This window comes from Silanimonas algicola (genome assembly GCF_054777375.1).
The window spans coordinates 1-17,567 of the sequence record NZ_BAAHAS010000001.1 but is presented as its reverse complement, the minus strand read 5'-3'; the positions used below and the strand labels follow the sequence as shown (position 1 = coordinate 17,567).

At 67.9% G+C, this 17,567-nt stretch carries 16 protein-coding genes; 11 read left to right on the top strand and 5 right to left on the bottom strand.

Annotated features, from left to right (window positions below):
- Positions 1-17: 17 nt before the first annotated feature.
- Positions 18-704, top strand: a complete 687-nt coding sequence (locus ACYVAK_RS00080; protein ID WP_461056775.1) for a DUF2306 domain-containing protein — start codon at positions 18-20, stop codon at positions 702-704.
- A 68-nt stretch (positions 705-772) separates the two neighbouring features.
- On the opposite strand, the gene ACYVAK_RS00075 is transcribed toward ACYVAK_RS00080, so the two are convergent.
- From ACYVAK_RS00075 to ACYVAK_RS00065, 3 genes are read right to left on the bottom strand one after another with little or no spacing between them, the layout of a single operon-like run.
- The gene (locus ACYVAK_RS00075) at positions 773-1,930 is read right to left on the bottom strand and encodes an isovaleryl-CoA dehydrogenase (RefSeq protein ID WP_461056773.1); all 1,158 of its coding nucleotides are present in this window, start codon (positions 1,928-1,930) and stop codon (positions 773-775) included.
- 17 nt (positions 1,931-1,947) lie between these two features.
- Positions 1,948-2,535, bottom strand: a complete 588-nt coding sequence (locus ACYVAK_RS00070) for a hypothetical protein (protein WP_461056771.1) — start codon at positions 2,533-2,535, stop codon at positions 1,948-1,950.
- Positions 2,536-2,537: 2 nt separating this feature from the next.
- Complete coding sequence (locus tag ACYVAK_RS00065; protein WP_461056770.1) at positions 2,538-3,635, bottom strand: Glu/Leu/Phe/Val dehydrogenase dimerization domain-containing protein; 1,098 nt, start codon at positions 3,633-3,635, stop codon at positions 2,538-2,540.
- Between the two features lie 173 nt (positions 3,636-3,808).
- On the opposite strand from ACYVAK_RS00065, the gene ACYVAK_RS00060 reads away from it, so the two are divergent.
- The 5 genes from ACYVAK_RS00060 (at position 3,809) to ACYVAK_RS00040 (ending at position 6,991) form a co-directional block, all read left to right on the top strand.
- Entirely contained in the window at positions 3,809-4,435 is a 627-nt protein-coding gene (locus tag ACYVAK_RS00060) for a sigma-70 family RNA polymerase sigma factor (protein ID WP_461056768.1), read from the top strand.
- Positions 4,432-4,896 (top strand): cupin domain-containing protein, encoded by a 465-nt coding sequence (locus ACYVAK_RS00055; protein ID WP_461056766.1) that lies wholly within the window; start codon positions 4,432-4,434, stop codon positions 4,894-4,896. The genes ACYVAK_RS00060 and ACYVAK_RS00055 overlap by 4 nt, the downstream gene beginning before the upstream one ends.
- Positions 4,897-4,972: 76 nt before the next feature.
- Positions 4,973-5,488 carry a COG4315 family predicted lipoprotein gene (locus ACYVAK_RS00050; RefSeq protein ID WP_461056764.1) on the top strand — a complete coding sequence of 172 codons (516 nt, stop codon included), beginning with the start codon at positions 4,973-4,975 and terminating at the stop codon, positions 5,486-5,488.
- A 25-nt stretch (positions 5,489-5,513) separates the two neighbouring features.
- The gene (locus tag ACYVAK_RS00045; protein ID WP_461056762.1) at positions 5,514-6,413 is read left to right on the top strand and encodes a DUF3034 family protein; all 900 of its coding nucleotides are present in this window, start codon (positions 5,514-5,516) and stop codon (positions 6,411-6,413) included.
- 17 nt (positions 6,414-6,430) lie between these two features.
- Positions 6,431-6,991, top strand: coding sequence for a group I truncated hemoglobin (locus tag ACYVAK_RS00040; protein ID WP_461056760.1), 561 nt, complete (start codon positions 6,431-6,433; stop codon positions 6,989-6,991).
- A 15-nt stretch (positions 6,992-7,006) separates the two neighbouring features.
- On the opposite strand, the gene ACYVAK_RS00035 is transcribed toward ACYVAK_RS00040, so the two are convergent.
- Positions 7,007-8,626, bottom strand: coding sequence for a PAS domain-containing sensor histidine kinase (locus ACYVAK_RS00035; protein WP_461056758.1), 1,620 nt, complete (start codon positions 8,624-8,626; stop codon positions 7,007-7,009).
- On the bottom strand, positions 8,626-10,656 hold the full coding sequence (locus tag ACYVAK_RS00030) for a TonB-dependent receptor plug domain-containing protein (protein ID WP_461056756.1): 2,031 nt from the start codon (positions 10,654-10,656) through the stop codon (positions 8,626-8,628). Before ACYVAK_RS00030 ends, ACYVAK_RS00035 begins: the two co-directional genes overlap by 1 nt.
- Before the next feature lie 144 nt (positions 10,657-10,800).
- On the opposite strand from ACYVAK_RS00030, the gene ACYVAK_RS00025 reads away from it, so the two are divergent.
- From ACYVAK_RS00025 to ACYVAK_RS00005, 5 genes are all read left to right on the top strand, one after another.
- The gene (locus ACYVAK_RS00025) at positions 10,801-14,253 is read left to right on the top strand and encodes a methylmalonyl-CoA mutase family protein (protein WP_461056754.1); all 3,453 of its coding nucleotides are present in this window, start codon (positions 10,801-10,803) and stop codon (positions 14,251-14,253) included.
- Positions 14,254-14,261: 8 nt separating this feature from the next.
- Positions 14,262-15,605: a DNA cytosine methyltransferase gene (locus ACYVAK_RS00020; RefSeq protein WP_461056752.1), complete on the top strand. Its 1,344-nt coding sequence runs from the start codon at positions 14,262-14,264 to the stop codon at positions 15,603-15,605.
- A 53-nt stretch (positions 15,606-15,658) separates the two neighbouring features.
- Positions 15,659-16,786, top strand: coding sequence for a PmeII family type II restriction endonuclease (locus ACYVAK_RS00015; protein ID WP_461056750.1), 1,128 nt, complete (start codon positions 15,659-15,661; stop codon positions 16,784-16,786).
- 110 nt (positions 16,787-16,896) lie between these two features.
- Positions 16,897-17,181 carry a hypothetical protein gene (locus ACYVAK_RS00010; RefSeq protein ID WP_461056748.1) on the top strand — a complete coding sequence of 95 codons (285 nt, stop codon included), beginning with the start codon at positions 16,897-16,899 and terminating at the stop codon, positions 17,179-17,181.
- A gap of 27 nt (positions 17,182-17,208) precedes the next feature.
- On the top strand, positions 17,209-17,361 hold the full coding sequence (locus tag ACYVAK_RS00005; protein ID WP_461056746.1) for a hypothetical protein: 153 nt from the start codon (positions 17,209-17,211) through the stop codon (positions 17,359-17,361).
- Positions 17,362-17,567 lie beyond the last annotated feature (206 nt).

The window sequence follows — 17,567 nt, the reverse complement described above, 5'->3', positions numbered from 1 at the left end:
CCCGAAGGAGAACCGCCATGTACCGCGCCATCGTCACCGCCCACATCGCCTGCGGCGTCGTCGCCCTCGCCACCTACTGGATGGCCGGCCTGTCGAGGAAGGGCTCGCCGCTGCATCGCGGCGCCGGCAAGGCCTACCTGCTCAGCATGATCGGCATCGTCGCCACGTCGGTGGTGATGGCGGGTTTCGCCTTCTCGCGGGACATGGTGGTCATCGCCACCTTCCTCGCCTACCTCGTGGTGATCACGACGACGTCGATGGCGCTCGGTTGGCTGGCGCTGCGCCGCAAGCGCAACCAGGACGCCTACCGCGGCGCCGGCTACCGCGCTGGCGCCGTGTTGAACGTGGTGAGCGGCCTCGGCGTGTTCGCCTTCGGCATCCAGCAGGGCAACCCCCTGCTGATGGGCTTCAGCTGGGTGGGCATCATCGTGGGGGGGCAGATGCTGTGGCGCGCCTGGAAGCCGCTGGCCGAGGCCAAGTGGTGGCTGCGCGAGCACATCGGCGCGATGCTCGGCTGCGGCGTGGCCACCCACATCGCCTTCCTCGGCATCGGCATCCGCCGCCTGACCGACGCGTTGGGCGTGCAGGTCGACCTCGGCCTCGTGGCGTGGTTCGCCCCGGTGGCGGTGTCGTTCCTCGCGGGCTTCTGGCTGGAACGGAAGTACCTGGCCAAGCCCGCACCGAAGGCGCTGGCCGTCGCCTGACGGCTCAGGCCGCAGAACGACGAAGGCCCGGGAATGCCCGGGCCTTCGCTGTTTCGAACGCGGACGCCTCAGGCGTTGCCGGCGAACAGCTCCCGGCCGATCAGCATGCGGCGGATCTCGTTGGTGCCCGCGCCGATGGCGTAGAGCTTGGCGTCGCGCAGGATGCGGCCGGTGGCGTACTCGTTGATGTAGCCGTTGCCGCCGAGGGTCTGGATGGCTTCCAGCGCCACCTGCACGGCGGCTTCCGACGCATGCAGCAGGCAGCCGGCGGCGTCGACGCGGCTCTTGTGGCCGGCGTCGTAGTCGCGGCCCACCTGGTAGGCGAAGGCGCGGCTGCTCTGCAGCGCGGTGTACATGTCGGCGATCTTGCCCTGCATCAGCCCGAACGTGCCGATGGCGGCGTCGAACTGCTTGCGCTCGCGCACGTAGGGCAGGGCGATGTCCATCGCCGCCTGCATCAGGCCGATGGGGCCGCCGGTGAGCACCAGGCGCTCGGTGTTCAGGCCGCTCATCAGCACCTTGACGCCCTTGTGCACCTCGCCCAGCACGTTCCCGTCGGGGATCTCGCAATCCTCGAACACCAGCTCGCAGGTGTTGCTGCCGCGCATGCCCAGCTTGTCGAGCTTCTGCGCCGTGCTGAAGCCCTTCATCCCCTTCTCGACGAGGAAGGCGGTCATGCACTGGCTGCCGGCCTCCTTGCCCGCGGTGCGCATGTAGACGATCAGCACGTCGGCCTCGGGGCCGTTGGTGATCCACATCTTGTTGCCGTTGGCGACCCACACGTCGCCGCGCTTTTCGGCGCGGCACGCCATCGAGCCCACCACGTCGGAACCGGCGCCCGGCTCGCTCATCGCCAGCGCGCCCACCCACTCGCCGCTGCACAGCTTCGGCAGGTACCTGGCGCGCTGCGCTTCGTTGCCGTTGGCGTAGAGGTTGCTGACGCACAGGTTGGAGTGCGCGCCATAGCTCAGCCCCACCGAGCCCGAGGCGCGGCTGATCTCCTCCATCGCCACGAGGTGGGCGAGGTAGCCCATGTCGCTGCCGCCGTATTCGCCCGGCACGGTGATGCCCAGCAGGCCCATCTCGCCCAGCTTCCGCCACAGGTCGGCGGGGAACAGGTTGTCGTGGTCGATCTGCGCGGCGCGCGGCGCGATCTCGCTTTCGGCGAAGCGGCGCACGGCGTCACGGAGGGCATCGATGTCGTCGGAAATGGGGAAGGGGCGCATGGGAGTCCGGAAGGCGGTCAGGCGAACAGCAGGGTCGCGGCGAGGCCGGCGACGAGCAGCAGGAGGAGGGCGAAAACGATCCAGTCGCCCCACGTGCGTTTGTAGCGCACGTTCGGTGTGGCGCGGATGATCGCGGCGTAGTCCGGGGCCAACACGTGTCGGCCCTTCGGGCACCAGACGAGGTAGAGGATGTAGCCGTGGAGCACCGTGCCGACCGGCAGCGCGAGCAGGCCCAGCAGCGACACCGGCGTGCCCACATGCCTCACCCACGGTGCAAGGGTGCGGTAGCCGTAGGCGAGGGCCGCGCTCGCCGCGGCGAACATGCCGAGCAGCAGGCCCCCGCCGACCACGCCAGCCGTCTGGCGCGCGTCGCCCGGGCCGCCGTCGTCGCCCGGCAGCAGCAGGGCGAGCAGGGTGAGCAACAGCACCACGGCGCCGAGCCCGAACAGCAGGCCGATCGATTGGAGTTGCCGTTCGTGCCCGATGTGGGCCGCGCGGATCGCGACGGCCTCCGCGGCGGCCCGGTCGGCGAACTCAAGGTTCGCCGCCGGCGGACGGTAGGCGTCGTCGGGGCCGAGCGCGTTGTCGCGACGCTCGGCGCCCATGCTCAGCCCTTGCGGCCCATGAACTGCGGGCGGGCCGAGCCGAGGTGCGGCAGCTTCAGCTTGCCGATGCTGCTGATGCGCTCCTCGGCCATGCGGTCGGCGGCGCGGAAGGTCGGGATGCCTTCGCGCTTGCTGATCTCGAAGATGCGGCCCAGGTTGTAGTAGATCGTCCGCATCATGCGCATGGCGCGCTCGCGGTTGTAGCCGTCGATCTCCAGCGAGACGTTCATCAGGCCGCCCGCGTTCACCGCGTAGTCCGGCGCGTAGAGGATGCCGCGCTTCTCCACTTCCATGCCGATCTCGTCGGTGGCCAGCTGGTTGTTGGCGGCGCCGCAGATGATCTTGCACTTCAGGCGGGGGAGGGTGGCCGCGTTCACCGTGCCGCCGAGGGCGGTCGGCGAGTAGACGTCGGCGTCCACGTCGTAGATCTCGTCGAGGGCCACGGCCTCGCAGCCGAACTCGTCGACGGCGCGCTGCACGGCGTCCTTGTTGATGTCGGTGACGAACACCTTGGCGCCCTTCTCGCGCAGCAGCTTCACGAACTCCATGCCCACGTGGCCCACGCCCTGCACGGCATAGCTGTACTTGCCCACGTCCTCGTTGCCGAACTTCACGTTCAGCGCGGCCATCAGGCCCTGCACGGTGCCGTAGGCGGTGAACGGCGAGGGGTCGCCCGAGCCGCCGTGCACCTGGTGCACGCCGGTGACGAACTCCGTCTCGCGGAACACGTATTCCATGTCGTTGACGTCGATGCCGACGTCCTCGGCCGTGATGTAGCGGCCGTTGAGCGAGTTCACGAAGCGGCCGAAGGCGCGGAAGAGGGCCTCCGACTTGTCCTTGTTCGGGTCGCCGATGATCACGGCCTTGCCGCCGCCGAGGTTCAGGCCGGACACCGCCGCCTTGTAGGTCATGCCGCGCGAGAGGCGCAGCACGTCGTTCACCGCATCCTGCTCGGTGGCGTAGGGCCACATGCGGGTGCCACCGAGGGCCGGGCCCAGCACGGTGTTGTGGATGGCGATGATGGCCTTCAGGCCAGCGTCCGGGTTGTGGCAGAACACCACTTCCTCATGGCCGGTCTTGGCGAGGGTTTCGAAGATCATTTCGGAGGCTCCGGGGAGGATCATTCGCAACTAAGTGCTTGATCCGAAAGCGGGATGCAGAAAAGGCGAGCCGCCGGGGTGGCCGGCGGCGGCGCGCATTGTAAAGCAATTGCTCTAGGCCGGCCTTCGGGCTTCACCCCGTGCAGCCGGGGGCGCGCGCCAGACTCCGCCCCATGCCGCTTGCCGCCACCCGTCCCGACGCGACGCCGAACCTCGACGACGAAGCGCGTGACGCCCGGCTGGCCGCCCTCGTCCAGCGCGTCGCCGACGGCGATGCCGAGGCCCTGGGCCAGCTCTACGACCTGACCCTGGGGGCCGTGCACGCCCTGGCGCTGCGCGTGTTGCGGCAGGCCCAGGACGCCGAGGAAGTGGTCGTCGATGTCTACCTCCAGGTCTGGGAGCGGGCGGGCCACTACGATCCGGCCCGCGGGCCGGCCCTGGGCTGGCTGCGAACCCTGGCGTGGAGTCGCGCGCTCGACCACTACCGCCGCCGCCAGCGTGAACGGCAGCGGCGTGGCCTGCATCCGGAGAGCGACGACGGCACGTATGGGCCGGCATGGAGTGCGGACGCCATCGCCGAACAGCTCGAACCGCGCCTCGACGCGCTCGCGGCCGCACAGGCCATGCAGGCGCTTTCGACGCCCCAGCGCGAGGTGCTGCAGCTGCTGTTCGGCGAGGACCTCAGCCATGCCGAAGCGGCGCAGCGCCTCGGCTGGCCCCTCGGGACGGTGAAATCGCACGCGCGTCGCGGCCTGGCGCTCCTGCGCGCGGCGCTGTCGCCGGGGTCGGGTGACGCATGAGCCGTCCCGGTACGCCCGACGATCTGCTCCACGCGGCCCTCGCCGGGCTGCTCCCCGATGACCGGCCCGCGCCCGACGTGGCCGGACGGCTGCGCGCCACGCTGATGGCGCGCCTCCCCCGTGCGCCCTTGGCGGCCACCCGCGCCCACGAGGGCACGTGGCGACCGCTGCTGCCGGGCGTGCGCCTCAAGACCCTTCGCGAGGACGGCATCGAGGCCGGCACGCAGACCGCCCTGTGGCGCTTGGATGCCGGTGCGGTGATCCCCGGCCATCGGCACGCCACCGAGGAGGAGTGCCTGGTGCTCGAAGGCTCGGTGGTCTACGACGATGTCGAGTACCACGCCGGCGACTTCCTGCTCGCGCGCCGGGGCGAAGCCCATGGGCCGTTCCATTCGCCGCGTGGCGCGCTGCTGCTGATCCGCGGCGAACGCCTGCCATCGTCACCCCGCGCTCACGAATGAGCCGCGTGGTACTGCATCCGCCCCGGCTCCCCATGGCGTAGAGCGGACAAAGGCCCGGCGCGGGCCGGAGGTCCGTATGCCGCTGTTCCCGTTCCTTGTCCGTTCCATGGCGGCCCCGATGGTCGCGGTGGCCTTGGTGCCGTCGGCGTTCGCCAGCGCGCCAGCGCCGGCACCGGCGGCCGCGAGCGCGCGCGAGGTCCTTCTGGCCCGCGCGTTGGCGAACCCGGTGCCCGTGTGGCGTCGCGGCGACCTGCTCGTCGACCGGTTGAATCGCGGCCTCTACACCTACGGGCCCGACGAACCCGGGGTGAGCGTGTGCGACCTCAATTGCCGTCGTTACTGGCCGCCCGTGTATGCCGAACCGGGCGCCCGGCCGATCGGCCCGTTCACCCTCGCCACCGGGCCCGAGGGGCGCGCCATCTGGGCATGGCAAGGGCAGCCGCTGTACCGCTGGACCGGCGACCGCTCGCGCGGTTCCGCGCGCGGCGAGCTCGTGGATGAGTGGTTCCTCGTCCGCGTGCCGCGCGACCTGTTGCCGCAGGTGGTCGCGTACTTCCCGATGCCCGCCGTCGCGCCCGCGCCGGCCCGCTGATCCCCGTTTCCCCAGGAGCCCTCCCATGCCGTTTCCCCATCGGGGCCGATCGGTCCTGAGCCTCGCCCTCGCCACCGGGCTCGTCGGCACCGCCCTGCCGGCCCTCGCCGGCGACACCTCGCCCGCCACCGGCGGCAAGCTGCTGCTGACCGGCGGCGTGACGCAGGTGGAGGGCGCCGCCGGCGGCGGCCTCACGCCGTGGGCCGTCATCGGCGGCTACGGCACGCGTGACCAGATCGGCGGCAACGCCTTCTACACGCGCGTCGACGTCGACGATTACCGCCTCGACAGCTACGGCGCGCTGGTCGGCTTCTACGATCGCGTCGAGCTCAGCGTGTCGCGCCAGCGCTTCGACACCGAGGCCGTCGGCGCCGCGCTTGGCCTCGGTCGCGGCTTCGCCTTCCGCCAGGAGACCTTCGGCCTGAAGGTGCGCCTCTTCGGCGATGCGGTGCTCGAGCAGGATTCGTGGGTGCCGCAGGTCGCCGTGGGACTGCAGCACAAGCGCAACGACCAAGGCGACGTGCTTGCCCTGATCGGCGCGCAGGACGACGACGGCACCGACCTCTACGTCAGCGCCACCAAGCTCTACCTCGCGCAGAGCCTGCTGGTGAACGGCACCCTGCGCTACACGAAGGCGAACCAGTTCGGCATCCTCGGCTTCGGCGGCGATCGCAACCGCGATGCCGAGGCGATGCTCGAGGGCTCGGTCGCCTACCTGCTGCGCCGCGATCTCGCCGTGGGGGTGGAGTACCGGCAGAAGCCCGACAACCTCGGCATCGCGACCGAAGAGGACGCCTGGGACGCCTTCGTCGCCTGGACGCCGACCAAGAACGTCTCGCTGACCGTGGCCTACGTGGACCTCGGCAACATCGTCATCGCCGACAACCAGCGCGGCGTCTACGCCTCGCTGCAGGTCGGCTTCTGAACCGCAAGGACATCGCCATGAGCCCCGCCATCCGCATCGCTGTCGCCCTCGTTCTCGGGCTCGTCGTCCTTCCGTCCGTGGCGCGCGCGCCGTCGCCGGAAGACGACGCCCTCGCCGCCGAAGCGGCCCTGCTGGCCGAAGAGGAGGCCCGCCTCGCCGCCGAGGAGGCGCCGGCAGCCAGCGACCCGACGGCGCCGGACCCCGCCCCGGCGCATCCCGAACTGCGTCCGGTCCTCGAGCAGTTCGGTGGTCGTCCCGGGCTCGATGCCCTGATGGAGACCTTCGTCGCCGGCCTGCTGGCCGACGCGACGATGCGGCCCTTCTTCGAGAACATCGACCAGGCGCGGCTCCAGCGCCAGCTCGCCGAGCAGTTCTGCGTGATCCTCGGCGGCGACTGCACCTACAGCGGCCGCGACATGCGCAGCTCGCACGCCGGGCTCGGCATCAACCGCGCCCACTTCAACCGCCTCGTCGAGGTGCTGCAGGACGCGATGGACCAGCACGACGTTCCCTTTGCCGCGCAGAACCGCCTGCTCGCCACGCTGGCACCGATGCACCGCGAGGTGGTGACGGAGTAACCCGGGCGGCGCGCGTCAGGCCCTCCCGGGCGCCACGCGCGGCACGCGCAAGACGAAGCGCGCGCCGGGTCGCCCGGGTTCCGCCGGGGCCAGCTCCAGCGTGCCGCCCAGCAGTCCGGTGGTGAGGTTGTGCGCGATATGCAGGCCGAGGCCCGAACCGCCGCGCCCCAGACGGGTGGTGAAAAACGGGTCGAACACCTTCGGCCGGATGGCCTCGGGAATCCCCGCGCCGTTGTCCTGCACCGTGATCTCGACGCTGCCGTCCGCGCCGAGTCGGCTGTCCACGTGCACCTCGCCCCCGCCGTCCCGTCCCTCCAGGCCGTGGCGCAGGGCGTTCTGGACGAGGATCGCCAGGACCTGTTCCAGGGGGCCGGGGAAACTGTCCATGGCCACGTCGACGGCCGGTGCGATGACGAAGCGGTGCGGTGTGGCCCGGAAGGCCAGCTGGAGCGACGGGGCCAGGTCCTGCAGCATCGCGTCGAGGGTGAACTGGCGGCGTTGGCCGCCGTGCTGGTCGACGGCCACCTGCTTGAAGTGCGTGATCTGTTCGGCCGCGCGCTCGGCGGCGCGCTCCATCAGCACCGCGGCCTCCAGGCTGTCGGCGACGAAGCGGTCCAGCTCCGACCGTCGCAGCGGCGTGCCGTCCGCCAGGCGTTCCTGGAACGCCGCGATCCAATCCTTCAGCGTGCTCGCCGTGGTCCGGGCGTTGCCGATGGGCGTGTTGAGCTCGTGGGCGACCCCGGCGACGATGCGCCCCAGCGCGGCGAGGCGCTCGGCTTCCATCAGCTGCTCCATCGCCTGCTTGAGCGCCCGACTGCGGTCGGCCACCCGGGACTCCAGCGCCTCGTTGCTGCGCGAGAGCGCCTCGCGCGCCGCATGCAGTTCGCCAACGTCCACGTCCATGCAGATGAAGACGCGGCCCTGGTCGTCGCCCGAGGGGATCTCGAACTGCGTCGCGAGGCAGTGGGCCTTGCCGCCGTCCGGGCGATCGCAGGTCCACTCGCTCGGGCTGGACGCCCCGGCCCCTCCGGCGATGGCCCGGAGGCCCGCCACGAAGCCGGCGAAGTCGTCGGGCGAGAGCAGGAACTCGTCGAGCCGCCGGCCAACGGCCTGCTCGGCGCGCCAGCCGAACAACCGCTCCGCGGCCGGGTTCCAGCTCAGCACCACGCCGTCCTCGGTGTAGGACTGGATGGCGACATTCGGCGCGTGTTCGATGATGGCCGACAGCTGTTCGGCGAGGCGGCGCGTCCGCGTGGTCTCGAGGATGACGCCATCGAGGAACAGGGGCCTGCCGGCGCCGTCCGCCACCGCGTGCCCGCGCTCCTGCACCCAGCGCACCCGCCCCGCGGCGTCGAGCAGCCGGTACTCGATGTCGAAGGCCTCGCCCCGGGCCACCGCGAGGCCGACCCCGCGCTCGACCTTCTCGCGGTCCTCGGGGTGGATGAGGCTCGCGTAGCTGCGCACGCGGTTGCCGATGAACTGCTCCGCCGGGAAGCCGGACAGGGCCTCGATGCCGGGACTCAGGTAGCCCATCGTCCAGTGTTCGTCGGCAGAGCAGCGGTACAACACGCCGGGGAAGCGTTGCGCCAGGCTGTCCAGCAGGTCGGCCCCCGGTGGTGTCTGCACGTGGCCCATCAGTCGAAGGCCCACTCCACGCCGAGCTGCCATTCCCGGCCCGGCAGCGGCAGGTCGCGGACGATGCGGCCGCTGCCGCGGTCCACGCCCAGCCCGCCGGCCACGTCGATGTCCACGCCGCGGGCGTTGAACAGATTGTCGGCATGCACCCACAGCCGCAGCGTCTCGGTCGGCCGCCAGTTCACCTGCAGCATCAGCCGCGGGTCGTTCGCCTCGGCCTGGAAGCCCTCGCGGGAGCGCCAGTGGGCCCCCAGCGTGGCGTCCCAGGCGTTCGACGGCGTCCAGTACAGCAGCAGGCTGCCGGTGTCGCGCGAGACGAAGCGCCCCGGGGGCGCCTCGGCGATCCGGGCAGGCAGGGTGTAGCGGTCGGTGAAGATCGTCGAGCCGGTGACGCGCACGCGCCACTGCGGCGAGACCGTCCACAGCGCCACCGCCTCGAAACCCTCGGTGTGCTGGCGTCCGGCGTTCACCGTCGTCGCGGTGATGCCGCTCAGTGGCACCACCACGAAGCCGTCGCGCGCGTCGCGGTGGTAGTACGTCCCCGAGAGCAGCAGCCGTTCGCCCTGGTAGCGGCTCACGAGCTCGGTGGTCTGCACCCGCGCGGGCTCCAGCCCGCGCGAGCCGGCGATCACCGGGTTGTTCTGCAGGAACAGCTGGCCGAGGGTCGGCGCGAAGAAGGCCTCCTGCACCATCAGCTTCATCGTGTAGCGCTCGCCGGGGGTCCATACCCAGGCCAGTCGCGGCGACACGGCCGAACCGCTCTGCTCGTAGCGGTCGTAGCGCGCGCCCGTCACCAGGCGGTGGTCGGCCGCGAGGCGCCAGTCGCCTTCGACGAAGGCGGCGTTCATGCGGTCCCGGGCCCCGTCGGCGACGAAGCGAAGGCCCGTGCTCTGGTAGCCGCCCAGCGGACGCACGAAGGGCCCCAGCGTGTAGTTGGCCTGCAGGTCGGCCCGGGTGGCACGGCCGGTCTGGGTCTCGCCGCCGACGGTCAGCGTGTGCGGGCCCAGGGCGCGCTGCAGCGTGAGCCCGCCGGCCTCGTTGCGGTGGGTCAGCAGGCCGCGCTGGCGGAAATCCCCCGCGGTGAAGGGGCCGGTGCCGTCGGCGGCCACGACCGCGCTCAGCACGTAGCGTTGGCGCAGGGCGCTGGCGAAGCCGGTCACCCGCCAAGCGCCGAGGTCCGCCTCGCCGTGGTAGCGCCACCACGTCGCCTCCAGGCGGCTCTCGTCGCCGGGGTTGATGGTGCCGTTGAGGCCGTAGTAACCGTCGATGTCGGATTCGTGGTGGAACACCTGCACGCCGTGGCGGCCGCGCGCCAGGTCGACGATGGCCGTGCGCGCCGTGGCCTGCTCGGTGCTGGTCGACACGCGGCCGAAACGGTCGAACAGCCCTTCGTAGCCCGGGGTCTCCTCGTCCTGCTCCGAGGCGCGCAGGTCGAGGCGCCAATCGCCACGGCCCGCGCCGGTGATCAGCTGCGCCGCATGGCCCCCCTCGGCCGACACGCTGGCCCCGACCGTGCCGTCGCCACGCCGCGTCACCACGTTGACCACCTCGTCGCTCGGGCCGCCGCCGAAGCGCGCGCCGCCCGGGCCGCGGATGATCTCGACGCGCTCGACGAGGGCGAGCGGGAAGTTCCGCACCACGCCCCAGGCGCGCACCGACTGCATCGTGTTCACGCGCTGGCCGTCGATGGCCAGCAGCCCGCCACCGGCGGTGCCGGGGTTGCCGCGCAGCACGGTGCGGTTCTCGAGGCCGGTGGTGGCCACGCGCGAGGTGTAGGCGCCCGGCACCCAGTTCAGCACCTCGTGCAGGTGGCTGAAACCGAGACGCTCCAGCTCGCGACGCTCGAAGACGGTGATGCTGGCCGTGGCGTCGCGCAGCGACGTGGTGGTGAAGCTGGCCGCGCTCACCTCCACCTTGAGCAGCTCGTCGAGGCTGAGGTCGAGCAGGGCGGGGTCCTCGGCACGCGCGGTGCCCGCTGCCCCGCCAACGAGGGCGAGGAGGATCCCGGTGGCCAGGGCGCGGTTCGCCATGCGATGACCTCGGTGTGCGGCGTTGCAGCATACCCGCCCTTCGCGAGGCCAAGGCAAGGGGCGCGCGTGGTGAAAACGTCAAAACCTGCGAACCGGCCCCAGCCGTTAAACTCCGGCCTTTCCCGCAATCGCGACGTGGCCGCCATGAGCACCCCCGCCAGCCAGATCCCCCAGAACGCCGCCGAAGCCACGCCCCTGCGCTTCGTCACCGCCGCCTCGCTGTTCGACGGCCACGATGCCGCCATCAACGTGATGCGCCGGCTGATCCAGTCGCAGGGTGCCGAGGTCATCCACCTCGGGCACAACCGCTCGGTGGAGGACGTGGTGCGCGCCGCGCTGCAGGAAGACGCCGACGGCATCGCGCTCTCCAGCTACCAGGGCGGCCACACCGAGTACTTCAAGTACATGGTGGACATGCTCAAAGAGCGTGGCGCCGGCCACATCCGCGTGTTCGGCGGCGGCGGCGGCACCATCACCCCGGAAGAGATCGCCGAGCTGCAGGCCTACGGCGTCGAGCGCATCTACCACCCGAACGACGGCATGCAGATGGGCCTCGTCGGGATGATCGAAGACTTGGTGGCCCGCACCCACAAGGCGCGCCTCGGCACGATCAAGCCCAGCGCCGTGGCCGTGGAAGACGAGATCGCCGTGGGCCGCATGCTCTCGGCGATTGAAGAAGGGGCGATCCCCGAGGCCGAGCTGGCGACGCTCCGCAAGGGCTGGCAGCTCGCCGGCGGCAAGACCCCGGTGGTCGGCCTCACCGGCACCGGCGGCGCGGGCAAGAGCTCGGTCACTGACGAGATCATCAACCGCTTCCTGCAGGCCTTCCCGGCCATGCGCATCGCGGTCATTTCCGTCGACCCGACCCGCCGCCGCACCGGCGGCGCGCTGCTCGGCGACCGCATCCGCATGAACAGCCTGCGCTCCCCGCGCGTCTTCATGCGCTCGATGGCCACCCGCCGCCAGCATGTGGCGACGAACGCCGTGCTGAAGGACTGCATCGCCTTCCTGCGGGCCTTAAGCTACGACCTGGTGCTGGTGGAAACCGCCGGCATCGGCCAGAGCGATTCCGAGATCGTCGACCTCGTCGACTTCCCGGTGTACGTGATGACCAGCGACTACGGCGCGGCCAGCCAGCTCGAGAAGATCGACATGCTCGACTACGCCGAGCTGGTGATCCTCAACAAGTTCGACCGCCGCGGCGCCGAAGACGCCCTGCGCGACGTGCGCAAGCAGTGGAAGCGCAACCGCGTGGCCTTCCAGATGCCGGACGACGAGGTGCCCGTCTACCCGACCATCGCCTCGCAGTTCAACGACCCCGGCGTGAGCTGGATGTTCGCCAACCTGTGTCAGCGGCTGAAGGCCAAGCTGGGCGATGGCATCGCCAGCAACGCCTGCGATTTCGCGCCCGTCATCGACACCAGCCTCAAGGAACCCCGCGCCACCGTGCTGATCCCCGGCGCGCGCATCCGGTATCTCGCCGAGATCGCCGAGCAGGGCCGCCGCATCAATGGCGAGATCCTGCGCCAGCGCGAAGCCGCCGAGCGCGCGCAGGCCTGCTGGGCCGCGCTGCAAGAGCTGAGTGATCCGAAGCTGCCCAAGGCGCTCGACCTCTACCCCTCGGAAGCCCTTGCCGAACCCGGCGACCGCTCGCTCACCACCCTGCGCCAGCGCTACAACGACGCGCTGAATTCGCTCACCACCGAAAGCCTCGCCCTGCTGCGCGCGTGGCCGGAGCGGCTGAAGTCGGTCACCGACGAGTTCAACGAGTACAAGGTGCGCGACAAGGTCATCCGCGTTGAGAACTACCGCGAATCCCTGAGCCACCAGAAGATCCCGAAGATCGCCGCCCCGCAGTGGAAGAGCTGGGGCGAGCTGCTGGTGTTCCTGAGTAAGGAAAACCTGCCCGGCCATTACCCCTACACCGGCGGCGTCTACCCCTACCGCCGCAGCGGCGAAGACCCCATCCGCATGTTCGCGGGCGAGGGCACGCCGGAGCGCACCAACCGCCGCTTCCATTACCTGAGCCTCGGCCAGCCGGCCGCGCGCCTCTCCACCGCGTTCGACAGCGTGACGCTGTACGGCGAAGACCCGGCCGAGCGCCCGGACATCTACGGCAAGATCGGCAACAGCGGCGTCTCCATCGCCACGCTGGACGACATGAAGAAGCTGTACTCCGGCTTCGACCTGTGCGCGCCCAGCACCTCGGTGAGCATGACGATCAATGGCCCCGCGCCGATCATCCTCGCGATGTTCATGAACACCGCCATCGACCAGCAGGTGGAGAAGTACCTGAAGGCCGACCCGGCGCGCTGGGCGCAGGCCGAAGCCACCATCGCCACGCTCTACGAGGGCCGCACGCGCCCCGTGTATTCGGGCGGCCTGCCCGAGGGCAACAACGGCCTCGGCTTGGGCCTGCTCGGCGTGACCGGCGACCAGGTGCTGGACGCCGAGACCTACGCCCGCATCAAGGCCGAGACGCTCAGCACCGTGCGCGGCACCGTGCAGGCCGACATCCTCAAGGAGGACCAGGCGCAGAACACCTGCATCTTCAGCACCGAGTTCGCGCTGCGGATGATGGGCGACATCCAGCAGTACTTCGTCGACCAGAAGGTGCGCAACTTCTACTCGGTGAGCATCTCGGGCTACCACATCGCCGAAGCCGGGGCGAACCCGATCTCGCAGCTGGCCTTCACCCTCAGTAATGGCTTTACGATCGTCGAGTACTACCTCGCGCGCGGGATGAAGATCGACGACTTCGCGCCCAACCTGTCGTTCTTCTTCAGCAACGGCATGGACCCGGAGTACACCGTCATCGGCCGCGTGGCCCGCCGCATCTGGGCCCGCGCCATGCGCGAGCGCTACGGCGCCAACGAGCGCAGCCAGATGCTGAAGTACCACATCCAGACCAGCGGCCGCTCCCTGCACGCGCAGGAGATCCAGTTCAACGACATCCGCACCACGTTGCAGGCCCTGTACGCGCTGTTCGACAACTGCAACAGCCTGCACACCAACGCCTACGACGAGGCCATCACCACGCCGACGGAAGAGAGCGTGCGCCGCGCCGTGGCCATCCAGATGATCATCAACAAGGAGCTGGGGCTGAACTTCAACGAGAACCCCTGGCAGGGCAGCTTCGTGGTGGACCAGCTCACCGACCTGGTGGAAGAGGCCGTGTACAAGGAGTTCGAGGCCATCAGCGAGCGCGGCGGCGTGCTGGGCGCCATGGACACCATGTACCAGCGCGGCAAGATCCAGGAAGAATCGCTCTACTACGAGCACAAGAAGCACGACGGCAGCCTGCCCCTGGTGGGCGTGAACACCTTCCTGGGCAAGGACCACGGCGGCGAGATCACCACCACCATCGAGCTGATCCGCAGTACGGAAGACGAGAAGGGCCAGCAGATCGCCAACGTGCGCACCTACCAGGGTGCGCGGAATGGCGGCGCGGCCGACGGGCTAAAGCCCCTGCAGCAGACCGCCCGGAAGCGCGAGAACCTGTTCGCCGCGCTGATCGAGGCGGTGAAGACCCACAGCCTCGGTCAGATCAGCCATGCGCTGTATGAGGTGGGTGGGGAGTATCGACGGAATATGTGAAGTGGCGAATGAATAACTTGAAGCGCTATAGGGCTGTCTCACTGTTCTCCGGAGCGATGGGTCTCGATTTGGGCTTGGAGGCAACTGGCCGCTTCGAGCTACTAGCGTGCGTCGAGGTTGATCCCGCCTTTTGCGAGACAATTAGGCGGAATGTAGCTTTGGGGCGGGTTTATGGTAATCCCGTTGTGTTGGAGCGGGATATTTCTCGGCTGTCAGTAGATGAGTTTCTTCAACTCACCGGAATAGCGCCTGACGAAGTTGATGTCGTCATCGGCGGCCCACCCTGCCAGGCATTCAGTACTGCTGGTAAGAGGAAGGCGGTCGAGGATCCAAGAGGCACGCTACTCTGGGACTTTCTCCGATTTGTCGACGCATTGCGCCCGAAGTTTTTCTTGATGGAGAACGTTCGTGGGCTCGTTTCCGCGGCGCTTAAACATCGCGCAATCGCAAAGCGTCCGAGTCTCGGGGGTGCCGCATTAGCGCCTGACGAAGAGCCTGGATCTGTTATCCGTCTTTTTGCCAAGGATTTGGCCGCCTTGAAAGGGGCGAAGTATCACATGGACTGTTTCGAAGTTAATGCAGTGAATTACGGTGCTCCTCAGCTGAGGGAGCGGGCTCTCTTTATCGGGAATCGATTTAACGTTGAGGTTGATTTCCCAGAGCCCACTCATGCTGCCGGTGGTGATGGCGCTGATCTATTCACGAGTGTTAATCCGTGGAGAACGCTTCGAGATGCGATCGGGGATCTGCCTGTAGAGGCCGAAGCTGAGTCCGACTTTAGCCCGCGGAAGAAAAAGTACTTGGGGTTAGTGCCTGCAGGTTCCAACTGGAGAAGTTTGCCTATCGAGCTTCAGCAGGAGTCGATGGGCAAGGCTTGGCATGCAAAGGGCGGGAGATCAGGGTGGTGGAGGCGGCTGAGCTACGACTTGCCTTGTCCGACACTGGTCACGATGCCTAATCATGCAAGCACAGCGCTTTGCCATCCCGTTGCCACAAGGGCACTGACGGTCCGAGAGTACGCTCGTATTCAGGAGTTCCCCGATGCGTGGGAATTCTGTGGTTCGCCGGCAAAGCGTTACCAACAGATTGGCAATGCTGTTCCGACAAGACTCGGCAAGGTCGCGGGGGAGGTGATTGCGCGCCATTTGGACCTGTTGGGCGCGGCTGGTTGGCCTATTGATCCTGCGAGCGAGCGGGAGTTTCGGATCGTGTATCTCCAGTCGCACGTTCGCACCCGGCAGTGGTTTCGGAACGGTGAGGCGGTGATCTGGAGCGATGGTGCCGACAATCATTCCGCAGCTTACAGCCAGCCGGTAACGCGCCGTCGGGTGAAGCCGATAAGCGCAGTTTAGGGCCGCGGTGGCCAAACAGGTTGATTTCCCCCTAAGGCGCTACGAGAGCACAAATGAAGCGACAGGCAATTCGTAAAGCGGCCGCAGAGAAAGCGCCGGAACGTGACGGTCTCTATCCGGTGCTTCGCCCGCGTACGCGTTTTTCATCAGGCGAAGTGCAGAAGTGGCTTAACGACTCAAATGAACAGCGAGTACGGCAGCTGTCCAAGTCCTTAGCCGACTACCTTGCAGTCAACCTCAAGGCAAGTGTTGAGCGCAGAAGTGGCTTGGCGGACTACCGCACAAGCCCCTACGTCATGCTGGCAACGGCTAGCGTAATGGGGCTTGTTGATCGAGAGAAGCTCGCGCGATTCCTGATTGATACAAAAATCTATACGGGTCTTGAGACGTCTTTTGGTAAGCAGGTTGAGTCGCAGGTTGTTGGTCTTTATCCGATAGGAGCAGCCGATACACAGCGCTGGGTCGATCCGCCCGAGAAAATCGCTGAAGCGTCAAGTCTTAAGTCTTTGACCCGCGAGAAGAAAGCGGCCGCGCGTCGCACATCGGTTTGGCGAGAGATCGATAAGTCGTGTGTTTATGGTGGGCGACGGTATCTGGTAACCATCAAGAGCGGGCCAAACTGCATTAATGATTCTCAGGTGGATGCCATGCAGGCGGCGATTCACTCAAAGTATGAGCGCTGGTTATCTGACACTAAGAAGACTTATCCGGATGTCGATGGTGTCGATATCATCATCGGGCTTACCTATGGCACTTCTGCTACAACGAACAATAAAGAAAATCAGATCCTCGTCAAATTGCGAGAAGCCGGTTTTCGTGAGCTCGATCGTCAAGCGTCGCCTGGGGTGCTCGTTAGTCCATGCGGGTTGGTTCGCGTTTACAGGGCTGTGGGTATCGATTTTTGGTCAGTTATCGGAGACCCCGGCGCCCCGCAGAAGGCTCGTCATGTCTTTCTTGAGGTGTTGATGGCACTCGCCTTGGCCATGGCGGAGGGGCCTGCGCGCCGCAGCACGCTAGACGTCGTGCAAAAGAAGGTTGTAGAGCTTGGCAAGGCAATTACCGATATTGGTCTTTCGTTTCCGCGTGACTTGTTTCCCGGTTGGGCGCAGGAAATGCTTAATGATGCAGAGGTGGTTTGGCTGCAAGCGGCGGTTTCTTCTTTTTTCGATGATGGCATTTAGTTTAGGTGTGGGGACGTTTTTTGGTCGGCATTCGATAATTGCATTTTAATCTGCGCTAGTTTCCCATGAGCGTTCGTTGAAAAGGTGGCCTGCCCCCACAGGAGACCCCGATGGCCCAGAACCTCGTCACCCTCGACCTCACGGACGCGCAGCTCGCCGCCGCGCTCGCCGCCCTGCAGCAGCTGGAGGCGGCGCTGCCCGGCCTCATCGCCTTCGAAAGCGGCGGTCGCCGCGGGCTGCCGCTGATGGGCCCGCGCTCGGAGCCCTTCGCCCGCCAGACCCTGCGCGTGCTGGAACAGAACCCCGGCATCGTGCCGCCCAGCCTCGATCTGGCCGGCGCGCGGATCGATCTGGACGCCCACGACCGCCTTCGCCCGGTGCTGGAGCGCCTGTAGCGCCTGACCACCCGTGTCGATGACACGGTGGCGGCCCTCGGCAGCGACGTCATGGACGTGGCGCTGGAAGGCTACGCCCTGATCAAGGTGTCCGGTCGCGCGCAGGGCCTCGACGAACTTCGCCGCGAGCTCGGCTTGCGCTTCGCCAAGAGCCGGCGCAACGAACCCGCCGCCGCTTGAGTTCGCATGCCCAGCGCTTCCAACGCCGCCCTTCGGGGCGGCGTTGTCGTTTGGGGTGCTTCGCGAGGCGTGGTGGATGCGTAACCTCCCCCTGATCCCGGACACCTGAGACGTAGAGCTTTCTGGCATGTTTCCCCGCCAGGAGGTTCCATGAAGAAGTCGAAGTTCAGCGAGACGCAGATCGTCTCGATCCTCAAGCAAGGCGA

What these genes read in the sequence shown, in the direction of transcription:
- ACYVAK_RS00030 (WP_461056756.1), bottom strand. Translation starts at nt 10,656, where the DNA reads ATGGCGAACCGCGCCCTGGCCACCGGGATCCTCCTCGCCCTCGTTGGC.
- ACYVAK_RS00080 (WP_461056775.1), top strand. Translation starts at nt 18, where the DNA reads ATGTACCGCGCCATCGTCACCGCCCACATCGCCTGCGGCGTCGTCGCC.
- ACYVAK_RS00060 (WP_461056768.1), top strand. Translation starts at nt 3,809, where the DNA reads ATGCCGCTTGCCGCCACCCGTCCCGACGCGACGCCGAACCTCGACGAC.
- ACYVAK_RS00040 (WP_461056760.1), top strand. Translation starts at nt 6,431, where the DNA reads ATGAGCCCCGCCATCCGCATCGCTGTCGCCCTCGTTCTCGGGCTCGTC.
- ACYVAK_RS00045 (WP_461056762.1), top strand. Translation starts at nt 5,514, where the DNA reads ATGCCGTTTCCCCATCGGGGCCGATCGGTCCTGAGCCTCGCCCTCGCC.
- ACYVAK_RS00015 (WP_461056750.1), top strand. Translation starts at nt 15,659, where the DNA reads ATGAAGCGACAGGCAATTCGTAAAGCGGCCGCAGAGAAAGCGCCGGAA.
- ACYVAK_RS00050 (WP_461056764.1), top strand. Translation starts at nt 4,973, where the DNA reads ATGCCGCTGTTCCCGTTCCTTGTCCGTTCCATGGCGGCCCCGATGGTC.
- ACYVAK_RS00075 (WP_461056773.1), bottom strand. Translation starts at nt 1,930, where the DNA reads ATGCGCCCCTTCCCCATTTCCGACGACATCGATGCCCTCCGTGACGCC.
- ACYVAK_RS00035 (WP_461056758.1), bottom strand. Translation starts at nt 8,626, where the DNA reads ATGGGCCACGTGCAGACACCACCGGGGGCCGACCTGCTGGACAGCCTG.
- ACYVAK_RS00055 (WP_461056766.1), top strand. Translation starts at nt 4,432, where the DNA reads ATGAGCCGTCCCGGTACGCCCGACGATCTGCTCCACGCGGCCCTCGCC.
- ACYVAK_RS00010 (WP_461056748.1), top strand. Translation starts at nt 16,897, where the DNA reads ATGGCCCAGAACCTCGTCACCCTCGACCTCACGGACGCGCAGCTCGCC.
- ACYVAK_RS00065 (WP_461056770.1), bottom strand. Translation starts at nt 3,635, where the DNA reads ATGATCTTCGAAACCCTCGCCAAGACCGGCCATGAGGAAGTGGTGTTC.
- ACYVAK_RS00025 (WP_461056754.1), top strand. Translation starts at nt 10,801, where the DNA reads ATGAGCACCCCCGCCAGCCAGATCCCCCAGAACGCCGCCGAAGCCACG.
- ACYVAK_RS00020 (WP_461056752.1), top strand. Translation starts at nt 14,262, where the DNA reads ATGAATAACTTGAAGCGCTATAGGGCTGTCTCACTGTTCTCCGGAGCG.
- ACYVAK_RS00070 (WP_461056771.1), bottom strand. Translation starts at nt 2,535, where the DNA reads ATGGGCGCCGAGCGTCGCGACAACGCGCTCGGCCCCGACGACGCCTAC.